Annotated in this window: 20 protein-coding genes; 7 read left to right on the top strand and 13 right to left on the bottom strand. The window is 69.1% G+C overall.

Translation table 11 applies throughout. The features are described from left to right. Window positions 1-5 precede the first annotated feature (5 nt). Complete coding sequence (locus Q9R13_RS19165) at window positions 6-131, bottom strand: hypothetical protein (protein ID WP_310962774.1); 126 nt, start codon at window positions 129-131, stop codon at window positions 6-8. A gap of 380 nt (window positions 132-511) precedes the next feature. On the opposite strand from Q9R13_RS19165, the gene Q9R13_RS19160 reads away from it, so the two are divergent. Beyond that, window positions 512-1078 (top strand): O-methyltransferase, encoded by a 567-nt coding sequence (locus tag Q9R13_RS19160; RefSeq protein WP_310962773.1) that lies wholly within the window; start codon window positions 512-514, stop codon window positions 1076-1078. On the opposite strand, the gene yczE is transcribed toward Q9R13_RS19160, so the two are convergent. The 4 genes from yczE to serA all read right to left on the bottom strand — a co-directional run bounded on the left by yczE (window position 1052) and on the right by serA (window position 5336). Then, on the bottom strand, window positions 1052-1723 hold the full coding sequence (gene yczE / locus Q9R13_RS19155) for a membrane protein YczE (protein WP_310962772.1): 672 nt from the start codon (window positions 1721-1723) through the stop codon (window positions 1052-1054). The genes Q9R13_RS19160 and yczE overlap by 27 nt on opposite strands. A 39-nt stretch (window positions 1724-1762) precedes the next feature. Further along, on the bottom strand, window positions 1763-2659 hold the full coding sequence (locus Q9R13_RS19150) for a glycoside hydrolase family 16 protein (protein ID WP_310962771.1): 897 nt from the start codon (window positions 2657-2659) through the stop codon (window positions 1763-1765). A gap of 182 nt (window positions 2660-2841) precedes the next feature. Continuing rightward, window positions 2842-3720, bottom strand: coding sequence for a glycoside hydrolase family 16 protein (locus Q9R13_RS19145; protein WP_310962770.1), 879 nt, complete (start codon window positions 3718-3720; stop codon window positions 2842-2844). Beyond that, window positions 3717-5336 (bottom strand): phosphoglycerate dehydrogenase, encoded by a 1620-nt coding sequence (serA, locus tag Q9R13_RS19140; protein ID WP_310962769.1) that lies wholly within the window; start codon window positions 5334-5336, stop codon window positions 3717-3719. Before serA ends, Q9R13_RS19145 begins: the two co-directional genes overlap by 4 nt. Window positions 5337-5500: 164 nt before the next feature. Here serA and Q9R13_RS19135 point away from each other — a divergent pair, with 164 nt between their 5' ends. Then, on the top strand, window positions 5501-7078 hold the full coding sequence (locus Q9R13_RS19135; protein WP_310962768.1) for an ABC-F family ATP-binding cassette domain-containing protein: 1578 nt from the start codon (window positions 5501-5503) through the stop codon (window positions 7076-7078). A gap of 140 nt (window positions 7079-7218) precedes the next feature. Here Q9R13_RS19135 and argG read toward each other — a convergent pair whose 3' ends face one another. Beyond that, entirely contained in the window at window positions 7219-8652 is a 1434-nt protein-coding gene (argG, locus tag Q9R13_RS19130) for an argininosuccinate synthase (protein WP_310962767.1), read from the bottom strand. Window positions 8653-8832: 180 nt separating this feature from the next. On the opposite strand from argG, the gene Q9R13_RS19125 reads away from it, so the two are divergent. The 3 genes from Q9R13_RS19125 to Q9R13_RS19115 are packed head-to-tail and all read left to right on the top strand — an operon-like array spanning window position 8833 to window position 11984. Then, a complete protein-coding gene (locus Q9R13_RS19125) occupies window positions 8833-10074 on the top strand; it encodes a quaternary amine ABC transporter ATP-binding protein (RefSeq protein WP_310962766.1) in 1242 nt (413 codons plus the stop codon). Next, window positions 10067-11026 (top strand): ABC transporter permease, encoded by a 960-nt coding sequence (locus Q9R13_RS19120; RefSeq protein ID WP_310962765.1) that lies wholly within the window; start codon window positions 10067-10069, stop codon window positions 11024-11026. The genes Q9R13_RS19125 and Q9R13_RS19120 overlap by 8 nt, the downstream gene beginning before the upstream one ends. Window positions 11027-11081: 55 nt before the next feature. Beyond that, the gene (locus Q9R13_RS19115; RefSeq protein WP_310962764.1) at window positions 11082-11984 is read left to right on the top strand and encodes a glycine betaine ABC transporter substrate-binding protein; all 903 of its coding nucleotides are present in this window, start codon (window positions 11082-11084) and stop codon (window positions 11982-11984) included. 32 nt (window positions 11985-12016) lie between these two features. Here Q9R13_RS19115 and Q9R13_RS19110 read toward each other — a convergent pair whose 3' ends face one another. Both Q9R13_RS19110 and Q9R13_RS19105 read right to left on the bottom strand, forming a co-directional pair. Next, the gene (locus tag Q9R13_RS19110) at window positions 12017-12712 is read right to left on the bottom strand and encodes a DsbA family oxidoreductase (RefSeq protein WP_310962763.1); all 696 of its coding nucleotides are present in this window, start codon (window positions 12710-12712) and stop codon (window positions 12017-12019) included. A gap of 57 nt (window positions 12713-12769) precedes the next feature. Continuing rightward, window positions 12770-13180, bottom strand: coding sequence for a VOC family protein (locus Q9R13_RS19105; protein ID WP_310962762.1), 411 nt, complete (start codon window positions 13178-13180; stop codon window positions 12770-12772). A gap of 27 nt (window positions 13181-13207) precedes the next feature. Here Q9R13_RS19105 and Q9R13_RS19100 point away from each other — a divergent pair, with 27 nt between their 5' ends. Then, on the top strand, window positions 13208-13765 hold the full coding sequence (locus Q9R13_RS19100) for a GNAT family N-acetyltransferase (protein WP_310962761.1): 558 nt from the start codon (window positions 13208-13210) through the stop codon (window positions 13763-13765). A gap of 144 nt (window positions 13766-13909) precedes the next feature. On the opposite strand, the gene ilvC is transcribed toward Q9R13_RS19100, so the two are convergent. The 4 genes from ilvC to Q9R13_RS19080 all read right to left on the bottom strand — a co-directional run bounded on the left by ilvC (window position 13910) and on the right by Q9R13_RS19080 (window position 18807). Further along, a complete protein-coding gene (gene ilvC / locus Q9R13_RS19095) occupies window positions 13910-14938 on the bottom strand; it encodes a ketol-acid reductoisomerase (RefSeq protein ID WP_310962760.1) in 1029 nt (342 codons plus the stop codon). A 73-nt stretch (window positions 14939-15011) separates the two neighbouring features. Continuing rightward, complete coding sequence (gene ilvN, locus Q9R13_RS19090) at window positions 15012-15557, bottom strand: acetolactate synthase small subunit (protein WP_310962759.1); 546 nt, start codon at window positions 15555-15557, stop codon at window positions 15012-15014. Window position 15558: 1 nt separating this feature from the next. Continuing rightward, window positions 15559-17331: an acetolactate synthase large subunit gene (locus Q9R13_RS19085; protein WP_310962758.1), complete on the bottom strand. Its 1773-nt coding sequence runs from the start codon at window positions 17329-17331 to the stop codon at window positions 15559-15561. A 267-nt stretch (window positions 17332-17598) separates the two neighbouring features. Next, complete coding sequence (locus Q9R13_RS19080) at window positions 17599-18807, bottom strand: hypothetical protein (RefSeq protein WP_310962757.1); 1209 nt, start codon at window positions 18805-18807, stop codon at window positions 17599-17601. A 138-nt stretch (window positions 18808-18945) separates the two neighbouring features. On the opposite strand from Q9R13_RS19080, the gene Q9R13_RS19075 reads away from it, so the two are divergent. After that, window positions 18946-20628: an APC family permease gene (locus Q9R13_RS19075; protein WP_310962756.1), complete on the top strand. Its 1683-nt coding sequence runs from the start codon at window positions 18946-18948 to the stop codon at window positions 20626-20628. Here Q9R13_RS19075 and Q9R13_RS19070 read toward each other — a convergent pair. Further along, window positions 20603-21310 carry a GNAT family N-acetyltransferase gene (locus Q9R13_RS19070; RefSeq protein ID WP_310962755.1) on the bottom strand — a complete coding sequence of 236 codons (708 nt, stop codon included), beginning with the start codon at window positions 21308-21310 and terminating at the stop codon, window positions 20603-20605. The two genes, Q9R13_RS19075 and Q9R13_RS19070, sit on opposite strands and share 26 nt — an antisense overlap. Between the last annotated feature and the right edge of the window lie 38 nt (window positions 21311-21348).

Here is a 21348-nt window from a genome sequence, read left to right as displayed (position 1 = left end):
GAAGGCTAGTTGTCGTCCGGGCGCTCGCCGCCGTTGTCTCGCAGGTCAAGAGCCTCCTGCACGGCCTGGTGGCTGAACCGGCTCTCCGGGTTGTTCCTGGCCGGGCCCCAGTCGGGGTACATGTCGTACATCGCATTCTTCCTTCGGTGATGAGGGCTGCCACCGGCCTGCGCAGTCGCCGGGGTGCGGACGGATCGGACTGCGCCACGGGTCACGTGGGAGCGAGTCGCGGATCCGGAGGAAGAAGCTGGTGGTTCTTCGCTGCTCACCGGCGGCCAGTCGAACTGGCACTGCGCAAGGCCGGTGGCGGGGGACGCCGAACTCCGCGGCGAGGTGGCCTTACTTGTCAGGCCTCGCCACGGCGATCGATGAGTACGAAGATCCTCCGCATGATGTGACGAGAGTACGGCGAAGCCGTCGAACTGTCCTGAGTCTCGCCCAGGCGTCCCATGATGCGAGACGGACGTCCGCGCAGCGAGCGTCCTCACGGGTCCTGACGAACACTGGGCCCATGAGCGCTCCCCCGGACCTGCCGCCGATCGTCGCGCGCGCCTTCGAGGTCTCCCGCAAGGCCGGCTACGTGTCCTTCTGCCGCAACGAGACCGGTCGGCTGCTGGCCGCGCTGGCCGCCACCCGCCAGGGGACGATGGCCGAGTTCGGCACCGGCTGCGGCGTCGGTACGGCGTGGCTGCGCTCGGGAGCCCGCCCCGGCGCAGCGATCCTGAGCGCCGAGCTCGACGAGAAGCTCGCGGTCGCCGCCCAGGAGATCTTCACCGACGACCCCCAGGTCGAGGTGCTCGCGGCCGATTGGTCCACGCTGCGCAACAAGGGCCCGTACTCGCTGTTGTTCCTCGACGCCTCCTCCCCCGAGGATGCCTCGGTGGACTCGGTCGCCGACCTGGTCGAGCCGGGCGGCCTGGTGGTGATGGACGACTTCGAGCCGTGTGCGGTCTGGCCACCGATCACCTACGGGCGAGTGGACACGCTTCGTGAGTCCTGGCTGACCGACGAGCGGTTCACGGCCGCCGAGGTGATGGTGGCTGCGGACGCCTCAGCCCTGGTCGCCACCCGCCGCTAGCGGGACCACGAAGAGCGGGAGCAGCCGCTGGACCAGCGGGCCGATGGCCACGGCGTAGATCAGCGTGCCGAAGCCGAGCACGCCGCCGAGGAAGAACCCGACCACCACCACGGTGACCTCGATGCCGGTGCGGACCGGCCCAATGGGCACGCCGGTCCGACGGTTCAGCCCGGTCATCAACCCGTCACGCGGGCCCGGCCCGAGCTGGGCGCCGATGTAGCAGGCGGTCGCCACCGCGTTGCCGATCACTCCCGCCAGGGTCATCAGGATCCGCAGCTGGATCGCCCGCGGCTCATGCATCAGCGAGAGACCGAGGTCGGCGGCGAGCCCGATCACCACCGCGTTGGAGAGCGTGCCCAATCCCGGCACCTCGCGCAGCGGGATCCACAGCAGCAGCACCAGGAAGCTCACCGCGATCACGGCCTGGCCGATGCTGATCGGCAGATGGTCGGCGAGCCCTTGGTGCAGCACGTCCCAGGGCGCGTTCCCCAAGTGTGCACGGATCAGCAGGGCCAAGGTCAGCCCGTAGGCCACCAGCCCCACGTACAGCTGCACGAGCCGGCGCAGCAGTCGCCCCGCGCGCAGCTGACCGAGGGGCGACAGCCGGGCCAGCTGACGGGGCGCAGGGAGCGACGACGTACTCATGCGGGACAGTTCACCGCATGTGACTCGTCCTCGGCAGCCTCATTTCCATACGCGGACGTAGTCGACGTCCATGGTCGCGGGCAGCGCGCTGGCGGAGGTGGGTGCGTTGGCGCCGGTTCCGACCGCCTGGTTGAGGATCATGAAGAAGGGCTGGTCGAACGGCTGCGGGCTGACCAGCGGCGCGGCCGGTGTCCACGCTGTCGACCAGCAGGTCTGGCCGTCGTAGATCATCGAGATCTGGTCCGAGGACCACTCCAGCACGTAGTCGTGGAAGTCGGCGGGGCTGGAGATCCGGCACGTCGGCCGAGGCGTGCGCGTGGTGTCCTGATCCTCACCGGCGTAGTGCAGGTTGTAGTTGACCCACCGCGGCCAGGCGCTGTAGTGCTCGGCGAGGTCGATCTCGCCTGAGGCCGGCCACGCCCCATAGGCCGGGCTCTCCGGATAGAGCCAGAGCCCGTCGTACAGACCGGCCGTGGCGAGGTCGGGAAAGCGGGCGCGGATCTCGAACCTGCCATAGGCCTGGGAGAACACGCCCTTGCTGGTGACCGCACCCGAGATGTACGACGTGGTGTAGCTGCCCCATGGGGTGTTGCACACCACCGGCTTGCGGGTCGACTGCGTGGTCAAGTGCAGTTCACCGGAGCGGACGCGGATCGTCTGCGGCGAGTCCACCAGACACTCCGGGCCACCGTGGAATCCACCCTGGGCGGTGGTGAGAACCTGCCAGTGACTCGGATCGAGCGACGTGCCATCGAACTCGTCGTCGAAGGTGCATGTCCACTCGCCTCCGCCCGCGCGGGGAACGTCGGGACACGTCGACGACACCGGCGTCTGGCCGCTGTCCGTAGCGCCGTTGCCGTGCGCGGCGATCGACGGGGCAGCGAGCCCGACCGTGGCCGCGAGGGCGAGCGCGAGACCCCCTGTCAGGGACGTCAACGACATACGTGTACGCAAGGCGGATCCTCCTCCAAGTTGTCCCGATCCTGCCCACAGGACGCGAAGTCATGCCCCAGAACCCTCCCAAGTTCCGACGCTCGCGTCGCTGGCTAGCCCCATGGATACCCGACCACGCGGAGGTCGCGCAGCCGATTGCCCAAAATGTCGTAACGCGATGCAACCTAGCGCCACACCCGGACGTAGTCGATGGCGGCCGTGGCCGGCAGCCGGAGGCCATCGGGGCGGTTCACCCCGATGCCGACCGCTTGGTTGATCACTAGATAGAACGGCTTGTCGAAGGGCTGCGGGCTGCGCAGCGGCGGCGCCGGACGCCACGTCGTGGTCCAGCACAACTGGCCGTCGTACGCCATCGTGATCCGGCTCGGGGTCCAGAGGAGGACGTAGGTGTGGAAGCTGGCAGGATCACTGATCCTGCAGGTCCGCCGCGGCGTCCGCGTGTCTTCGACGGCGCGGTCGTAGTGCAGCTGATGGTTGATCACGGTGGGCCACACGCTGTAGTGCTCGGCCAGGTCGATCTCCCCAGACGCGGGCCAACGGCCGTAGCTGAGCTTGCTGGGATAGAGCCAGAGCCCGTCGTACAGACCGGGACCGCCAGCGTCGGGGAACCGCGCCCTGATCTCGAAGCGACCGTAGGTCTGCTCGAAGATTCCCCGCGTGCTGACCGCGCCGGAGGTGTACGCGCTGCGGTAGTTGCCGGTGTTCGTCGCGCATGTGAACGGAGCGCTCGTGCGTCGCGTCGTCAGGAGCAGCGACCCGTCCCGCACCGACACGTTCCCGGGACGATCGACGAGGCACTCGGGGCCACCGTGGAAGCCGGTCGCCGAGGTGGTGGTGACGGTCCAGGACGAACGCCGCAGGCTCGAGCCGTCGAACTCGTCGTCGAACGTGCACGTCCATGCCTTGCCATCGGGCTTGGTGAGTGCCTCACGACCACAGGAGAGGGAACCGCGGTGATCCCTGGAGACCACGACGACAACGAGCACGGCAAGCAGGAGCACCACACCCGCCACCGCCCACCGTCGGACGGACCCGATCCTCATGGGCCGGCGGTCAGGTCGATCCCCCGGACGCTGGTCGCCGACATCGCCGACTGGATCTTCTCCAGGACGTCGACAGGCACCTCGGAATCGACCGACATCGCGACCAAGGCCTGGCCGCCCCTCTCGTCACGGGAGACCTGCATGCCCGCGATGTTCACCTCCGCCGCGCCGAGGATCTGGCCGACGGTGCCCACCATCCCGGGACGGTCCTGATAGAGGAAGAAGGCGAGGTGCTCGGTGGGCTCGAGGTCGACGACGAAGCCGTTCACCTCGACCAGGCGCTCCTTCTGCCCGATCCCGACGAGCGTGCCGGAGACCGACACCTGGACCCCGTCGGGAAGGGTGCCGCGGATCGTGATCAGGTTGCGGTGGTCGGGGCTCTCCGGGTCGGTCACCAGGCGCACCTCGGTGCCACGCTCGGCGGCGAGCAGCGGCGCGTTGACGTAGGAGACGTCGTGCTCGACGACGTCGGTGAACACGCCCTTGAGCGCTGCCAGCTCGAGCACGGTGACGTCGTACGCCGTGATCTCGCCGCGTACCTCGACGTCGATCGATTGGGCGACCTCACCGGCCAGCGCGGTGAAGATCCGGCCGAGCTTCTCGGCGAGGGGGATGCCGGGACGCACGTCCTCGGCGATCACGCCGCCCTGCACGTTGACGGCGTCCGGGACGAGCTCACCGGCCAGCGCGAGTACCACCGACCTCGCGACCGCGATGCCTGCCTTCTCCTGGGCCTCCACGGTCGAAGCGCCCAGGTGCGGTGTCGCCACCACGTTGTCGAGTTCGAACAGCGGGCTGTCCGTGCACGGCTCGGTGGCGTAGACGTCCAGGCCGGCTGCCGTGATCCGCCCGTCCTTGAGCGCGTCGTACAGCGCGTGCTCATCGACGATCCCGCCGCGCGCCGCGTTGACCAGGACGAGGCCCGGCTTGGCCACGGCCAGCTGCTCGGCACCGATCAGACCCGTTGTCTCCGCGGTCTTCGGCAGGTGCACGGTCAAGAAGTCGGAGTCGGCCATCAGCTCGTCCAGACCGACCATCCGCACCCCCATCTGGGCGGCGCGCCCGGCCTGCACATAGGGGTCGTAGGCGATGATCTCCATGCCGAAGGCGGCCAGCCGCTGCGCGACCAGCACCCCGATGCGACCGAGTCCCACGATCCCGAGCGTCTTGTCGAGGAGCTCGGTGCCGGTGAACTGCGAGCGCTTCCACTCTCCGTGACGCAGCGTGGCGTGGGCCGGGCTGATGTGCCGGGCGGCCGCGAGCAGCAGCCCGATCGCCAGCTCCGCGGCGCTCACGATGTTCGACGTCGGCGCGTTGACCACCATGACGCCGTGCTGGGTGGCGCTGCGGACATCGACGTTGTCGAGCCCCACCCCGGCACGGGCCACCACCCGCAGCCGCGGTGCCGCGGCGAGTACCTCGGCGTCGACCTGGGTGGCGGACCGGACCAGGATCGCGTCCGCGTCGGCCACTGCGGCGAGCAGCGCGGCGCGGTCGCTTCCGTCGCACTGCCGGATCTCGAAGTCCGGACCGAGGGCCGCGACCGTCGCAGGGCTCAGCTCCTCGGCGAGCAGCACGACAGGGCGGCGGGCGGCGACTCCCGGTGGCACGGTCACGGGCGGTTCCTCGCTGGTCGGACGGTCACACAGCACGAGTGGTTCGGCGGTGAGCCGACCCTAGCCGTTAATGCGTTGCAGAACAGGGAGCCGTCTCGGACGATGAGGGCATGGAGCTCTGAGTGCCGCCGCCGTCCCCGCCCATCACCCCTGCGAGGCACTCCTTGTCCACCTTTCACTCCCCTGCCGTCCGGCTGTCTGCGGTCGACTTCGCCTGGCCCGACGGGACGCCCCTGTTCGAACGCCTCGATCTGGAGATCCCAGCCGGTCGGACCGGCCTCGTCGGCAGCAACGGCTCCGGCAAGTCGACGCTCGTCCGGTTGCTGGTGGGTGCGCTGCTGCCCGACCACGGATCGGTGGCGGCGCACGGCCGGCTCGGCCACCTCCCTCAGGACCTCACCCAACGATCCGACGAGTGGGTCGACGTACACCTCGGCATCGACGGGGTGCGCCGAGCGCTGGCCGCCCTCGAGGCGGGTGATGCGTCGGAGGCGGTGTACGACGCCATCGGCGACCGCTGGGACGTCGAACAGCGGGCCGAGGCACAGCTGGCGCGCGTCGGGCTTCCCGCCGGCGTCATCGACCGTCGTCTCGGCGAGCTCTCCGGCGGCGAGGTGGTCCAGCTCGGACTCGCTCGGCTGCTGCTCGACGGCTGCGACATCCTGGTCCTCGACGAGCCCACGAACAATCTCGACCGGGCGGCTCGTGAGCGGCTGTACGACGTGGTCTCGGGCTGGGCGGGCGCCCTGCTGGTGGTCAGCCACGACCGTGACCTGCTCGAGCGGATGGACCGGATCGCCGAGCTGCACAACGGCGAGGTGCGTTGGTTCGGGGGCGGCTTCTCGTCGTACGTCGCCCAGCGCGATGCGGAGCTGGCGGCTGCCGAGCAGGCCGTCGTGTCGGCACGCCAGGAGCTACGCCGGCGGCGTACTGAGCGTCGGGCCGCCGAGCGTGCGATCGCCCAGCGCCGTCGGGTCGGTGACCGAAGCGCCCGCGCCGGAGGCCTCGGTCGGGCGGAGATCAACTTCCAGCGGAACCGCTCCGAGCGGTCGGCTGCGTCCGCGCGGCACGTGCACGATGCCCGGATGAGCGCCGCGCGCGAGCGACTCGATGCGGCCGAGTCGCGGGTGCGCGACGACCAGATCCGGGTGGATCTGCCGCAGACCGCCGTACCCGGACGGCGCGAGGTGCTGCGCACCGATGCTGTGCTGCGCAACGGACTCCAGGTGACGCTGCGGTTGGACGGCCCCGAGCGGGTGGCCGTGGTGGGCGCGAACGGCAGCGGGAAGTCCACGCTGCTGCACACGCTCGCCGGGACGATCGCGCCCCGGTCCGGCACCGTCGACGTCAAGGTCCCGGTGAGGCTGCTCCCGCAGCGGCTCGACATACTCGACGACGATCTGAGCGTGGTCGAGAACCTACGTCGGTTCGCGCCGGACGCCGCCCCGAGAACGGTGCACGCCGGGCTCGCACGGTTCCTGATCCGCGCCGCAGCAGCCGACCGACCGGTGCACTCGCTCTCCGGCGGCGAGCGCTTCCGCGCGACCCTGGCGGCGCTGCTGCTCGCCGACCCCGCGCCCCAGTTGCTGCTGCTCGACGAGCCGACCAACTCACTCGACCTGGCCAGCACCACCCAGCTGGTCTCCGCCCTCACGTCCTACCGCGGCGCTCTCCTCGTCGCATCGCACGACGAGCGGTTCCTCGCCGACGTCGGCATCGAGCGGCGGATCCAACTGCGTTGAGTTGGGGGAAACCGACCGTCGAGTTTGGGGAAACCGACCGTTGAGTTGGGGGATGTATCCCGGATCGGACCGTACGCCGGTCCCGCCACCGACACATACCCCGGACTCACCGGACCACGAGGCACAACTGAACGGGCAGGTCAGTCGGTGCCGAGCTCCATGGCCGCGGAGTCGAGGGCGTCGACGGTCTGGTCGTCGGCGGCCGCGGGGTTGCTGGCAATCTGCTCGCCGCCCCCCTGCTCGATCTCTCCGAAGAGGGTCCCGTTCTCGACGAGCACCTGGCCCTGGTGGACCGGCTGCCCGGCGTACTGCTCCAGCAGCGAACGCGAGTCGGCGATGTCGAGGTTGCGCATGGTCAGCTGGCCGATCCGGTCGGTCGGCCCGAAGGCTGCGGACTCGGTCCGCTCCATCGACAGCTTGTCGGGGTGGTAGGACAGCGCCGGCCCGTCGGTGCGCAGTACCGAGTAGTCCTCACCGCGACGCAGCCGCAGGGTGACCTCACCGGTGACGACGGAGGCGATCCAACGCTGGATCGACTCGCGCAGCATCAGCGCCTGCGGGTCGAGCCACCTGCCCTCGTAGAGCAACCGGCCGAGCCGCCGGCCCTCGGCGTGGTAGTTCGCGATGGTGTCCTCGTTGTGGATCGCGTTGAGCAGTCGCTCGTAGGCGATCCACAGCAGAGCCATGCCGGGGGCCTCGTAGATGCCGCGTGACTTCGCCTCGATGATCCGGTTCTCGATCTGGTCGGACATCCCCAGCCCGTGCCGGCCCCCGATCGCGTTGGCCGCCAGCACCAGGTCCACGCCGGACCCGAACCGCTCCCCGTTGACGGAGGTCGGTCGACCCTGCTCGAAGCCGATCGTGACGTCCTCGACGTCGATGTGGACCGAGGGGTCCCAGAACTTGACTCCCATGATCGGCTCGACCGTCTCCAACGACACGTCGAGATGCTCCAGCGTCTTCGCTTCGTGGGTGGCGCCCCAGATGTTGGCATCGGTGGAGTAGGCCTTCTCCGTGCTGTCGCGGTACGGCAGGTCATGCGCGACCAGCCACTCCGACATCTCCTTGCGACCACCGAGCTCGGTGACGAAGTCCGCGTCCAGCCAGGGCTTGTAGATCCGCAGGTTGGGATTGGCGAGCAGCCCGTAGCGGTAGAACCGCTCGATGTCATTGCCCTTGAAGGTGGAGCCGTCGCCCCAGATGTCGACGCCGTCGGCGTGCATCGCCCGCACGAGCAGGGTCCCGGTGACGGCCCGGCCGAGCGGGGTGGTGTTGAAGTAAGCGCGGCCGGCACTGCGGATGTGGAAGGCACCACAGGCGAGCGCGGCCAGCCCCTCCTCGACCAACGGCGGCTTGCAGTCGACATGCCGGGCGATCTCCGCGCCGTACTGCCGGGCTCGCGACGGTACGCCGGCGATGTCGGGCTCGTCGTACTGGCCGATGTCGGCGGTGTAGGTGCAGGGAACGGCCCCCTTATCGCGCATCCACGCGACCGCGACGGAGGTGTCGAGCCCTCCGGAGAAGGCGATGCCGACGCGCTCGCCGACGGGCAGAGAGGTGAGGACCTTGGACACGAGATGAAGTATGCAGGACTATGCATGATCATGCAAAATGACGAGACTTACGGCACGCGACGTACCGGAAGTTTGTCTCCTCGCCCCCATCTGTGATGGGTTGGAGCGTCTCGGGGCGCTGTCCGCTTGGTCCGTCTCGCGCCCGGGACAACCACGCAGACCAAAGACAAGGGGGCACCTGTGCCAGCCATCGAGGCGCGTCATCTCTACAAGATCTTCGGCCGCCGCGGACGGGACGGAGTGGACCGGCTCGAGGCCGGCGCCAGCACCGAGGACCTGCGCAGCAGCGGACTCACAGCCGCGGTGATCGACGCGTCGTTCACCGTCGAGGAGGGTGAGATCTTCGTCGTGATGGGCCTGTCCGGCTCGGGGAAGTCCACCCTGATCCGGATGGTGAACGGGCTGCACGAGCCCACCTCCGGCCACGTCGAGGTGTACGGCGACAACCTCACCGCGATGAAGCCCGCCCAGCTGCGGGCCGCCCGGCGCGACAAGATCAGCATGGTCTTCCAGCACTTCGCCCTGCTCCCGCACCGGAGCGTTGTCGAGAACGCCGCCTACGGGCTGGAGATCAAGGGCGTGCCGAAGGACGAGCGCCGCGAGCGCGCCAGCCGCGCGTTGGAGATGTGCGGGCTCAAGGGCTGGGACGACTACCGACCCGACGAGCTCTCCGGCGGGATGCGCCAGCGCGTCGGACTGGCTCGGGCGCTGGCCGCGGACACCCCGGTCCTGCTGATGGACGAGGCCTTCAGCGCACTCGACCCGCTCATCCGGCGGGAGATGCAGGATCAGCTGATCGAGCTGCAGCACGAGCTCGGCAAGACCATCCTCTTCATCACCCACGACCTGAACGAGGCGATGCGGCTCGGCGACCGGATCGCAATGATGCGCGACGGCCGCATCGTGCAGATCGGCACCGCGGAGGAGATCCTCACCGACCCCGCCAACGACTACGTTGCTCGGTTCGTCGCCGATGTCGACCGCACCCGGGTCCTGACGGCATCCTCGGTGATGGAGCCACCGGTCGCTGTCCTCGGAAGCGAGCAGGGGCCGCGGGTCGCCCACCGGCTGATGCGCGAGCACCAGCAGCGCGGCCTCTATGTCACCAGCCGCTCCCGGGAGCTCATCGGCTACGTGATGGAGCACAGGGTGGCTGGTGATCTCGACGCCCAGACGATCAAGCCCGTGACCGAGCCGATCACCATGGCGGTGCCGGCCGACACACCGCTCTCCGAGCTGTTCACGCCGTCGGCCGAGACGCTGCTGCCGCTCCCGGTCGTCGACGGCGACAGGCGCCTGCTCGGGGTGATCCCCCGAGTGACCCTGCTGTCCGCCCTCGGCGAGCAGACCGAGCCCTCGGATCGCACGGGGGCGGACGACGCCCCGACCGACTCCACGCCGGAGGAGACCGCCCATGTCTGACATCTTCACCCTGCTCAACCTCGTCCCCCGCAACCGCCTCGGAGACTGGATCAACAGCCTCGTCGAGTGGCTCACCCACCACTGGAGCGGCTTCTTCGGCGGCATCGCCAACGGCATCAACCAGAGCGTGGCGTGGATCCAGGACCTGCTCCAGTCACTGCCGATCGTGGCCGTCGTGATCGTCCTGGCCGTGATCGCCCTCCTCGCCCGCGGCCTGCTGGCCGCCGTGCTCTCCGCTGCGGGCCTGCTGCTGATCGACTCGTTCGACCAGTGGTCCAATGCGATGGACACCCTTGCCCTGGTCGTCTTCGCCAGCGTCGTGGCCGTGCTCGTGTCCATCCCCTTGGGCATCATCGCGGCGAAGTCGCGCACCGTGTCGGTGGTGACCAAGCCGGCGATGGACTTCATGCAGACGCTGCCCTCGTTCGTCTACCTGCTGCCGGCGATGTTCTTCTTCAGCATCGGCGCGACCACGGCGATCGTGGCGACCATCGTCTTCGCGATCCCGCCGGGGGTTCGCCTCGCCGAGCTCGGCATCCGTCAGGTCGACCCCGAGATGGTCGAGGCTGGCCAGGCGTTCGGGGCACGCTCCGGCACGGTGCTCCGCGGCATCCAGATCCCGCTGGCGATGCCGACCATCATGGCGGGCGTCAACCAGGTGATCATGCTGTCGCTGTCGATGACCGTGATCGCCGGACTGGTCGGAGCCGGCGGCCTCGGCGGCGCCGTGGTCGAGGCGCTGCAGACCCTGGACATCAAGCTCAGCGTCGACTCCGGTGTGTCCGTGGTCATCCTGGCCATCTACCTCGACCGCATCACCGCGGGGCTGGCCGGCGGCCACCGATCGTTCCTCACCAGGCTGCGCGAGGACGTCGGCCGCCGGTTGCGGCCCACGCACGACACGGCACAACCCGACCCCGCATCGGAGGAGACCGCGCACGCAGCTGCCTGATCCACGAACAGATACGAACCCGACGTGAACACGAACCCAGAGAGAGGCAACCAGGATGAGGACGAGAACTGTCAGGTGGGCCGGAGCAGTGGCCGCCGTACTGGCGATGCTGGTGACCACCAGCGCCTGCGCTAGCGGCAACAGCGAGACCGGCAGGTCGGGCTCCGGCGGCCAGTCGGGCAAGGCGATCACCATCGGCTACATCAACTGGGATGAGGACATCGCCGTCACGCACCTGTGGCAGAAGGTGCTCCAGGACAAGGGCTACGACGTCAAGATCCAGCAGGTCTCCGATGCGGGGCCGACGTTCATCGGCCTGGACAAGGGCAGCCTCGACCTGTTCTTCGACGCTTGGCTGCCGTCCACGCACAAGACGTACTGGGACAAGTACGGCCACGACCTCACCGATATCAGCACCTGGTACGACCACGCACCGTTGACCATCGCAGTGCCGAACTACGTGGACGTGAAGTCGATGGCGGAACTGCGGTCCCACGGCGCGGAGTTCGACAAGACCATCATCGGCATCGAGCCGGGAGCCGGGCTGACCCGGGTGACCAAGGGCTCGATGATGCCGAAGTACGGGTTGGGCGACTGGAGCCTGAAGACGTCCTCGACCCCGGCGATGCTGGCCACGTTGAAGAAGGACATCGCCGCGAAGAAGCCCGTGGTCGTGACCCTGTGGCGCCCGCACTGGGCCTACAACGCGTTCCCGATCAGGGACCTCACCGACCCGAAGGGCGCGATGGGCAAGCCCGACAGCCTCCACGCCGTGGGCACCGGCAGCTTTGCGAAGGACTTCCCGACGGTCGACGCCATGGTGAAGAAGTTCCACATGGGTGACAAGGAGCTGGGGTCGCTCGAGCAGTCCGTCCTGGTCAAGCACAAGGGCGACCCTGCTGCCGGGGTCGACGAGTGGCTCAAGGCCCACCCGGACTTCGTGACGTCACTGGGCTGACCTGCCCTGCGGCCCGGGCCTGCGCGGTCTGCTCAGATCGCGCAGCCGTCCGGGCCGCAGGCGTCCGCACCGTTCGTCATCTGCAGCACCGGATGCGCCTCCGACCAGGCCCGCTCGAGGACCTGACCGAACACCTCGGCGGGCTGGGCGCCGGAGACGCCGTACTTGCGGTCGACCACGAAGAACGGCACGCCCGTGGCGCCCAGCGACGCCGCCTCGCGGATGTCCGCCTCGACGTCGTCGGCGTACTCGTCGCTTGCCAGCACCGCACGGATCCGGCCCTCGTCAAGGCCGACCCCGACCGCGATCCGCGCCAGGGTCTCGTGGTCGGCGACGTTCTCGGTCTCCACGAAGTACGCCGACAGAAGCGCCTCCTTCAGGTCCGCCTGGCGTCCTTCCTCACGCGCCAGGTGCAGCAGCCGGTGGGCGTCGACGGTGTTGACCCGTAGCGACTGGTGATGCCGGAAGAGGAGGCCCTCCTCGGCTGCCACCGCCTCGACGCGGTCGACCATCTGCCGGCCGGCCTCCGCGCCGCCGCCGTACTTGCGACCCAGCGCCTCGGCCACGGTCTCGGTCGGCACGGTGGGGGCCGAGGGATCCAGCTGGAATGAGCGGTAGACGATCTCGACGTCGTCGGCGTGCTCGAAGCCGGCCAACGCCTTCTCCAGGCGGCGCTTCCCGATGTAGCACCACGGGCAGACGACGTCGGACCAGATCTCGATCTCCATGTCCGTGGCAACCCGCAGGACGGCCGGGTTGTTCCGCGACGGCTGGTCAGGGGCCGGTCAGGGGAAGGTGAGGCCGCCCACGCCCTCCGGCGCGTGTGCCACCTCCCAGCGGAACCCGTCCGGGTCCGCGAAGTATCCGGAGTATCCACCCCAGTCGCGACGTACGCCGGGCTGCACCTGCGCCCCCGCCGCTCGCGCGTCCTCCAGGACCCGATCGACGTCCTCGGGCGAGCCGCAGTTGTGCGCGAGCGTGACGGGGGCCGTGCCACCGCGGACTACCGGGCCGATCTCGTCGACCGCGCGCTCCTCCGCCCACAGGGACAGCACGAGCTTGGTGCCGACCTCGAACATCAGCACCTCGCCCGGCACGTCGATCAGCGGCCGCCAGCCCAGCGCGTCTCGGTAGAACCGGCGCGAGTCGTCGAGGTCCGTCACGACCAGCGTCACCACATTGAGTCGTTGTTCCATCGGACCACCGTGCCAGACTGCATCGACATGACCCAACGCATGGCCCCGGCGATGGATCTGGAGACCGATCGGCTGCGGATCCGGCCCTGGGGCACTCAGGAGGCAGCCCGGGTGCTCGACATCCAGAGCCGTCCCGAGGTGGTCAAGTGGCTCGGCGACGGCCCGCCTCAGCTGATGCGCACCCTTGGGGAGGCACGCGAGCGGATCACGTCGTACCACCGGCGGTCGGCCCTGCCGCCACGCGGATTCTGGGCGATCGAGGTCAGGGAGACCGGAGTGGTCGCGGGATCGGTGATCCTGCTGACGCTGCCGAACGCCGAGCACGACGAGGTCGAGATCGGCTGGCACCTGCACCCCGACTCGTGGGGGCGCGGTTACGCGACCGAGGCGGCCGCCGCCGTCCTGGCCCGGGGGTTCGCGCACGGGCTGCCCGAGATCTTCGCGCTCACCCATACCGACAACATGCCGTCCCAGGCGGTCTGCCGCAGGATCGGGATGCGGGATCTCGGTGTGCGGGAGAAGTGGTACGACGGTCCGTCGCAGGTGTTCGGGTTGACCGCGGAGGAGTACGCCGGCCGCGCCTGAGCGCCCGGCCCCGCCTGCCACCGCCCCACGTGGCACAGCGCTCGTCACCCGCCGACTTCACCCAGGAAGGGTCACGTTCACACACCGACTCTCCTGTGTGAACGTGACCCTTCGGTTCTGAACCTGGGAAAGTCCGCCGCGGACTCAGCGCGTGGCGGTGCCCTCGGTGTAGTCGGAGTCGTGCGACTTCACCCAGGCCATCAGCTTGCGGAGCTCACGGCCGGTGGCCTCGATCGGGTGCTGCTCGCCCTTGGCGCGCAGCGCCTCGAACTCGGGGCTGCCGGCGTCCTGGTCCTTGATGAACCGCTCGGCGAAGGAGCCGTTCTTGATGTCGGCGAGGACGTCCTTCATGTTCTCCTTCACCTGCGGGGTGATCACCCGGGGGCCCGAGACGTAGTCGCCGTACTCCGCGGTGTCGGAGACGCTCCAGCGCTGCTTGGCGATGCCGCCCTCGTACATCAGGTCGACGATCAGCTTGAGCTCGTGCAGGCACTCGAAGTAGGCGACCTCGGGCTGGTAGCCGGCCTCAGTGAGCACCTCGAAGCCATACTGGACCAGCTGCGACGCACCTCCGCAGAGCACGGCCTGCTCGCCGAACAGGTCGGTCTCGGTCTCCTCGGTGAAGGTCGTCTTGATGCCGCCGGCACGCAGGCCGCCGATGCCCTTGGCGTAGGAGAGCGCGAGGTCCCAGGCCTTGCCCGAGGCGTCCTTCTCGACCGCGACCAGCACGGGCACACCGCGGCCGTCGACGTACTCACGACGAACCAGGTGACCGGGGCCCTTGGGCGCGATCATGATGACGTCGACGCCCTCAGGAGGCTTGATGTAACCGAAGCGGATGTTGAAGCCGTGCCCGAAGACCAGGGTGTCGCCCGGGGTCAGGTTGGGCTCGATCTCCTCGGCGTAGAGCTTGCGCTGGTGCTGGTCCGGGGCGAGGATCACGACGACGTCGGACTCCTCGACCGCCTCGGCCGGGGTGAGCACCCGCAGCCCCTCGGCCTCGGCCTTGGCGCGGCTCTTCGACTCCGGCTGCAGGCCGATCCTGACGTCGACCCCGGAGTCCCGCAGCGAGAGCGCGTGCGCATGTCCCTGGCTGCCGTAGCCGATCACCGCCACGTGCTTGCCCTGGATCAGGGACAGGTCGGCGTCGTCGTCGTAGAACATTTCAGCCACGGGTGGCTCCTTCTGTGTGTTCGGATTTCGGTGGAGTTCGACGGGAGTGTTGGCCGGCCGCTGGTCAGCCGGCTCAGGCCCTGCGGGCGGGGACCGGGACCGGGACGGGGACGGGCCGCAGGGTCCGCTCGGTGATCGACCGGCTGCCCCGGCCGATGGCGACCAGGCCGGACTGGACGAGCTCGCGGACCCCGAAGGGCTCGAGCACCCGCAGGAAGTCAGCCAGCTTGTCGGCGTTGCCGGTCACCTCGACGGTGATCGCGTCGGTCGTCACGTCGACGACCTTCGCCTTGAAGAGCTGGACGGCGTCCAGCACCTGGCCGCGGGTGTCGGCATCGGCCTTCACCTTGACCAGCAGGAGCTCGCGCTCGATGGACTCTCGGTCCTCCAGCTCGACGATCTTGATCACCTCGACCAACTTGTTGAGCTGCTTGGTGACCTGCTCGAGCGGCGAGGACTCGACGTTGACCACGATCGTCATCCGCGATATGTCCCGGTGCTCGGTCGGCCCCACCGCGAGGCTGTCGATGTTGAAGCCGCGCCGTGAGAACAGGCCCGCGATCCGCGCGAGGACGCCCGGCTTGTTCTCGACCAGGACGGACAGGGTGTGCACGCTCATGTCAGAGATCGTCCTCCTCGAAGTCGGGAGCCAGGTCCCGGGCGTACTTGATGTCGTCGTTGGACGTGCCCGCGGCGACCATCGGCCACACCATCGCGTCCCGGTGGACACGGAAGTCCACGACCACCGGCACGTCGTCGATCTCCATCGCCTTGTTGATCGTCGCGTCGACGTCGGCGGCGGAGTCGCAGGAGAGCCCGACGGCGCCGTACGCCTCCGCGAGCTTGACGAAGTCCGGGACACGCTTGCTCTGCAGGTCGGTGCTGGAGTACCGGCCGCCGTAGAAGAGGGTCTGCCACTGCCGGACCATGCCGAGCGACTCGTTGTTGATCACCGCGACCTTGATCGGGATCCCCTCGATCGTGCAGGTCGCCAGCTCCTGGTTGGTCATCTGGAAGCAGCCGTCGCCGTCGATCGACCAGACGGTGGTGTCCGGACAGGCGACCTTGGCGCCCATCGCCGCCGGCACCGAGAAGCCCATCGTGCCCAGCCCACCGGAGTTGATCCAGGTGTTCGGGTTCTCGTACTGCACGAAGTGGGTGGCCCACATCTGGTGCTGGCCGACACCGGCGACGTAGATGGACTCCGGTCCACTGATCCGGCCGAGGCGCTCGATGACGTACTGCGGAGCCAGGCCGTCGGCGGGAGTGTCGTAACCGAGCGGGTAGCGCGACTTCACCCCGGCCAGGAACTTCACCCAGCCCTCGTAGTCCCCGGTGTTGCCCGCGTCCTGCTCGGCCTGCAGCGCGACGATGAGGTCGGCGATCACCTCCCGGACGTCGCCGACGATCGGCACGTCTACCTCGCGGTTCTTGCCGATCTCGGCCGGGTCGATGTCCGCGTGCACGACGCGGGCTCCCGGGGCGAACGAGTCGAGGTTGCCGGTCACCCGGTCGTCGAATCGCGCACCCAGAGCGACGATCAGGTCGCTCTTCTGCAAGCCGGCCACCGCCGCCACAGTGCCGTGCATGCCAGGCATCCCGAGGTGCTGCGGGTGGCTGTCCGGGAACGCACCGCGTGCCATCAGCGTGGTGACGACCGGGATCCCTGTCATCTCGGCGAGCACCTTCAGCTCGCGCGAGGCCTGCGCCCGGATCGCGCCGCCGCCGACGTACAGCACCGGTCGCCGCGACTCGCGGATGAGCCGGGTCGCCTCCCGGATCTGCTTGGAGTGCGGGTGGGTCACCGGCCGGTAGCCGGGCAGGCTCAGCTCGGTCGGCCAGGCGAAGGTGGTCTCGGCCTGCATCGCCGACTTCGCCACGTCGACGAGGACCGGACCGGGACGTCCGGTGGAGGCGAGGTAGAAGGCCTCGGCGATGGTCCGCGGGATCTCGGCGGGGTCGGTGACCAGGAAGTTGTGCTTGGTGACGGGCATCGTGATGCCGCGGATGTCCGCCTCCTGGAAGGCGTCGGTCCCGATCATCGCGGCGCCGACCTGCCCGGTGATCGCGACCATCGGGACCGAGTCCATGTAGGCGTCGGCCAGCGGCGTGACCAGGTTGGTCGCACCCGGCCCCGAGGTCGCCATGCAGACCCCGACGCGACGACCCGCGACGGCGTACCCCTGGGCGGCGTGCCCCGCCCCCTGCTCGTGGCGCACCAGGATGTGCCGGATCGGCGAGTCGTAGAGCGGGTCGTACGCCGGCAGGATGGCCCCTCCGGGGATGCCGAAGATGTGCTCGACCCCCGCGTGCTCCAGCGACCTGATCAGGCTCTGTGCACCGCTGACGGTGCCCTGGCCCACGTCCGCCGACGGATCGGCCTGCTCGCTCATTCGTCCCACCTCTGGTCGTGCCCCGCGGTGGTGCGGCAGCGCCTCACCACCAGAAGATCCCAACAAAAAACCCCTCGAGCCGGATGGCGGGCGAGGGGTCGACGCGTGTGCAACGGCAGTGTGGCCGTCAGCGTGCGCGTCGCGTGCGTACGAGAATGTCCAGACGCATGCGCACAGCATGCCCCTCGCTCCCGCCGGGGCTCAACTCAGTGTTGCACGGGTCTCACCATGTGAGCCGTCCGTCCCACGATCCGTCGCTCTCGTCTGTCAGCAGCGGCGACTGTACGCGTAGATGACTCGGGCGCTGACCGGGTACTTTCCGCCGCTGCCGGCGAGGTAGTTGCGTCCGCAGTGCCCATTGGCCGACCACTCGATGCTGGTGCGTGAGGAGTAGCCGGTCTGAGCGTTCAGAGCCAACCCGGCGAGCTCGACTCCGGCACCGAACTCGTGGTTCTTCGCCGTCGAGGTGGAGAAGGTGTCGTTGCGACGCGCAAGTCCGATGTGGGTCGAGGGGATCGACGACGGCTGGGACTGCCGCGTCGAGCCGTAGGTGAGCCCACCGGTCCATGAGTAGGGCTTCCAGTAGTCGGAGGTCCACTGCGAGCAGGACCCGCACGGGATGCAGTCGAGCTCGTAGTGGTGGTACTTGTGGAAGACGTACTTGGCCAGCATCACGCGGTTGAAGACGCCGTCGAAGGTGCGCGAGTGCGTCGACTCGCGAGCGGTGGACTCCTCGGCCCAGCCGTTCACCTTCCACGCGCCGCCGTCGTAGCTGAAGGCGATCTGCACCCTGGTGTCGCGACCCTTGGCCATCGTGAACTTCACGTTGGTGCCGCGCGAGCTGTGCAGGATCGCCATCTTCACCATCCGCGTGGTGCTCGCGGTGTGCTTGGTGTAGTTGCCCGGCACCATCGACCGGGCATCGGCGGGCACGCCGGCGAGGTCGCGGTCGACCGCGGTGCTCGTCATCGCCAGCCGCGCTGAGGAGTCCGGGGCGGTTCGACGAGCGGCCGGTACGGCGTACCGCAGCGGCAGCCGGGCCCGGTGTCGACCGTGCAGCGACCACACTTCGTTGCCGGCTCCGACTCGGGCGCCCCGTGCGGTCAACGCACTGAGCTGCAGGTTGACCGCGTGGCCGGCTGCGCGGCGCGCCATCCGTCGGGCCTTGACGTGGTCGGCGAGGTCGAAGCCGAAGACACCGCGGGCGTCGGTGAAGCCCTCGGCGATGACCGGCGGATGCGTGCTCGACGAGCTCCCGTAGGGGACCAGGCGCACGCGCACGTAGGCGCCCGGCACCCGGTGGCCGCGGCGTGCCACGACGACGTGGTCGGGCTGCGCCCGCACGGACGTCGTCGACGGGATCGTCGGCCGGCACGCCGGGCTGTCGGCCACGACCGTGCCGTAGGCGGCTGTCTGGAGCATCGACGCGGTGCAGGCAAGTGCGCCGACGGTCGCGACGACACGGATCTTCCTCATGGTGTCCCCCGAGAAGAGGAGTGGTCGGGCTGGTCGCCCCCGGCATTACAGGCACGATCCCGCGGCGCTGTCAACGGTTGTCGACGCCGAAACGCGGGCTTGACCCCGGGGGCGGGGACTGTGACAGGTTGGTTGCCCATGACGACAAGGACGACAGAGGCGGCGGACGAGCCGCGACTACGGCGGCACATCGGCGTCACCGGCCTGCTGTTCGCCAGCGTCGGGTCGATCATCGGCTCGGGATGGCTCTTCGGAGCGCTCAACTCGGCGAAGCAGGCCGGCCCGGCAGCGATGATCTCCTGGGCGCTCGGCGGGGTGATGATCCTGCTGATCGCCCTGGTGTACGCCGAGCTGGGCACGATGTTCCCGCTCTCCGGCGGAGTGGTGCGCTACCCCCACATGTCCTTCGGGTCCTTCGCCAGCTACACCACCGGCTGGATCACCTGGGTGGCGGTGGCCACTACCGCGCCGATCGAGGTCGAGGGCGCGCTCCAGTACGCGACCAAGTACGCCCCGTTCACCCATACCCACTGCGTCGCCGCGTGCGGCACCAAGCAGCCGGTCGACGTGCACACCCTGACCGCGTTGGGCTACGTGACCGCGGTGGTCCTGATGGCCGTGTTCGTGGTGGTGAACTACTTCGGGATCCGCTGGTTCGCGCGGATCAACAACGTCCTGGTCGGCTGGAAGCTGTTCATGATCACCCTGGTCGTGATCGCGTTCCTGGCGACCGCGTTCCACGCTCACAACTTCACCCAGCTCGGGTACCGCCCCTATGGCTGGCACGGCGTGTTCAGTGCGATCGCCACGGGCGGCATCGTCTTCTCCTACCTCGGCTTCCGACAGGGCATCGAGCTCGCCGGGGAGACCGACAACCCGCGGCGCAACGTACCGCTGGCGGTGATCGGCTCGGTCCTGATCACCGGCGTGCTCTACGTGCTGCTGCAGGTCGCCTTCATCGCGGCGCTCGACCCGAGCATCCTCACCAAGGCGGGGGCATGGGGCAGCCTGTCGTACGGCGGCGACTTCGGCCCGCTCGCCTCCCTCGCCACCCTGCTGGGGCTGGGCTGGCTGGCGGTCCTGCTCTACATCGACGCGATCATCTCCCCCGGCGACACCGGCCTGATCTACACCACGATCACCTCCCGGATCTCCTACGCGATGGCCCGCAACGGCAACGCGCCACGAGCGCTGCAGCGGACCACCGACCGCGGCGTGCCGCTGGTCAGCCTCGTCGTGACCTTCGTCGTCGGGCTGGTGGTCTTCCTGCCGTTCCCCAGCTGGCAGCAACTGGTCGGGTTCATCACCTCCGCGACGGTGATGTCGTTCGCGTCCGGGCCGCTCGTGCTGTCCGCACTGCGCAAGCAGCAGCCCGACCAGGAGCGCCCCTTCCGGTTGCCCGGGGGTCACATCATCCCGGTGCTCGCGTTCTGGGCGTCGAACATGATCGTCTACTGGTCCGGCTGGGACGTGGTGTGGAAGCTGATGGTCGCGGTGCTGCTCGGGTTCCTGCTGCTGGGGGCCTTCATGCTGTCGGGCCAGGTGCGCCTCCCTGACCTCGAGCTCCCCTCCGGCGCGGCCTGGATCGTTCCGTGGCTCGGCGGGGTCACCCTGATCTCCTGGCTCGGCAGCTTCCCGGAGCCGGCGGCCGGCAACCGGATGGAGCTGGGCTTCGGGACCTCGGCCGGGATCATGCTCGTGCTCTCGGTCGTCGTCTACGTGCTCGCGCACCGGTTCCGGCTCAGCCCGGAGCAGGCCGCCCGGCACATCGCCGAGACCGAGAAGGAGGCCGCCGTCACCGACGAGCAGCTGGCGGACTGACCGCGCGCAGCTGCGCCAGGCTGCGACGCTGGCGCCCCGAGTCGTCGAAGTTGTCGGGGTCGAGCCAGGCGTCGTACGCCGGGCGCAGCTGTTGCCACTCGGCGTCGGTGATCGAGAACCACGCGGTGTCCCGGCTGCGCCCCTTGTAGACGACGGCGTTGCGGAACGTGCCCTCGGCAGTGAACCCCAGCCGGACTGCTGCCCGGCACGAGGGCTCGTTCAGGCTGTCGCACTTCCACTCGAAGCGCCGGTAGCCGAGGTCGTCGAACGCGTGCCGCATCATCAGGAGAACCGCCTCGGTGGCGGCGGTGGTGCGCTGCAGTGCGGGCGCCCACGACACCGCCCCCACCTCGGTCGAGCCGTGTTGAACCGCGGTGTTGAGGAAGCACGCGATCCCCACCTCGTCGGGGGCCAGCACCACCATCGGGTGGCCCAGTTCCCGAAGCTGTCCGAGGTAGTCGTCGAACCCCGCGCGGTCGGAGAAGGGGCCACCCGAGAGGTAGGTCCACAGGGACGGCGGCGCATCGACGGCGAGCACGTCGTACAGCCGGTCGAGGTCGGCCCCGTCCAGGCTGACCAGGGAGCACCAACGACCGCTGAGTCGGGCCGGCTCGGGAGCGAGGCGCGGGGACCACCGTGGCAACGCTGTCCCGATCGGCTGGTCGAATTCGTTGCGCGGCACCCGCCGGACTCTACCCAGCGACCTGGATCGGCACGGCG

Origin of the sequence: Nocardioides marmorisolisilvae (genome assembly GCF_031656915.1) — a bacterium.
Classification (GTDB): domain Bacteria; phylum Actinomycetota; class Actinomycetes; order Propionibacteriales; family Nocardioidaceae; genus Marmoricola; species Marmoricola terrisoli.
Note: the sequence above shows the minus strand (reverse complement) of the source record. Positions and strands in the feature narration are given on the sequence as shown.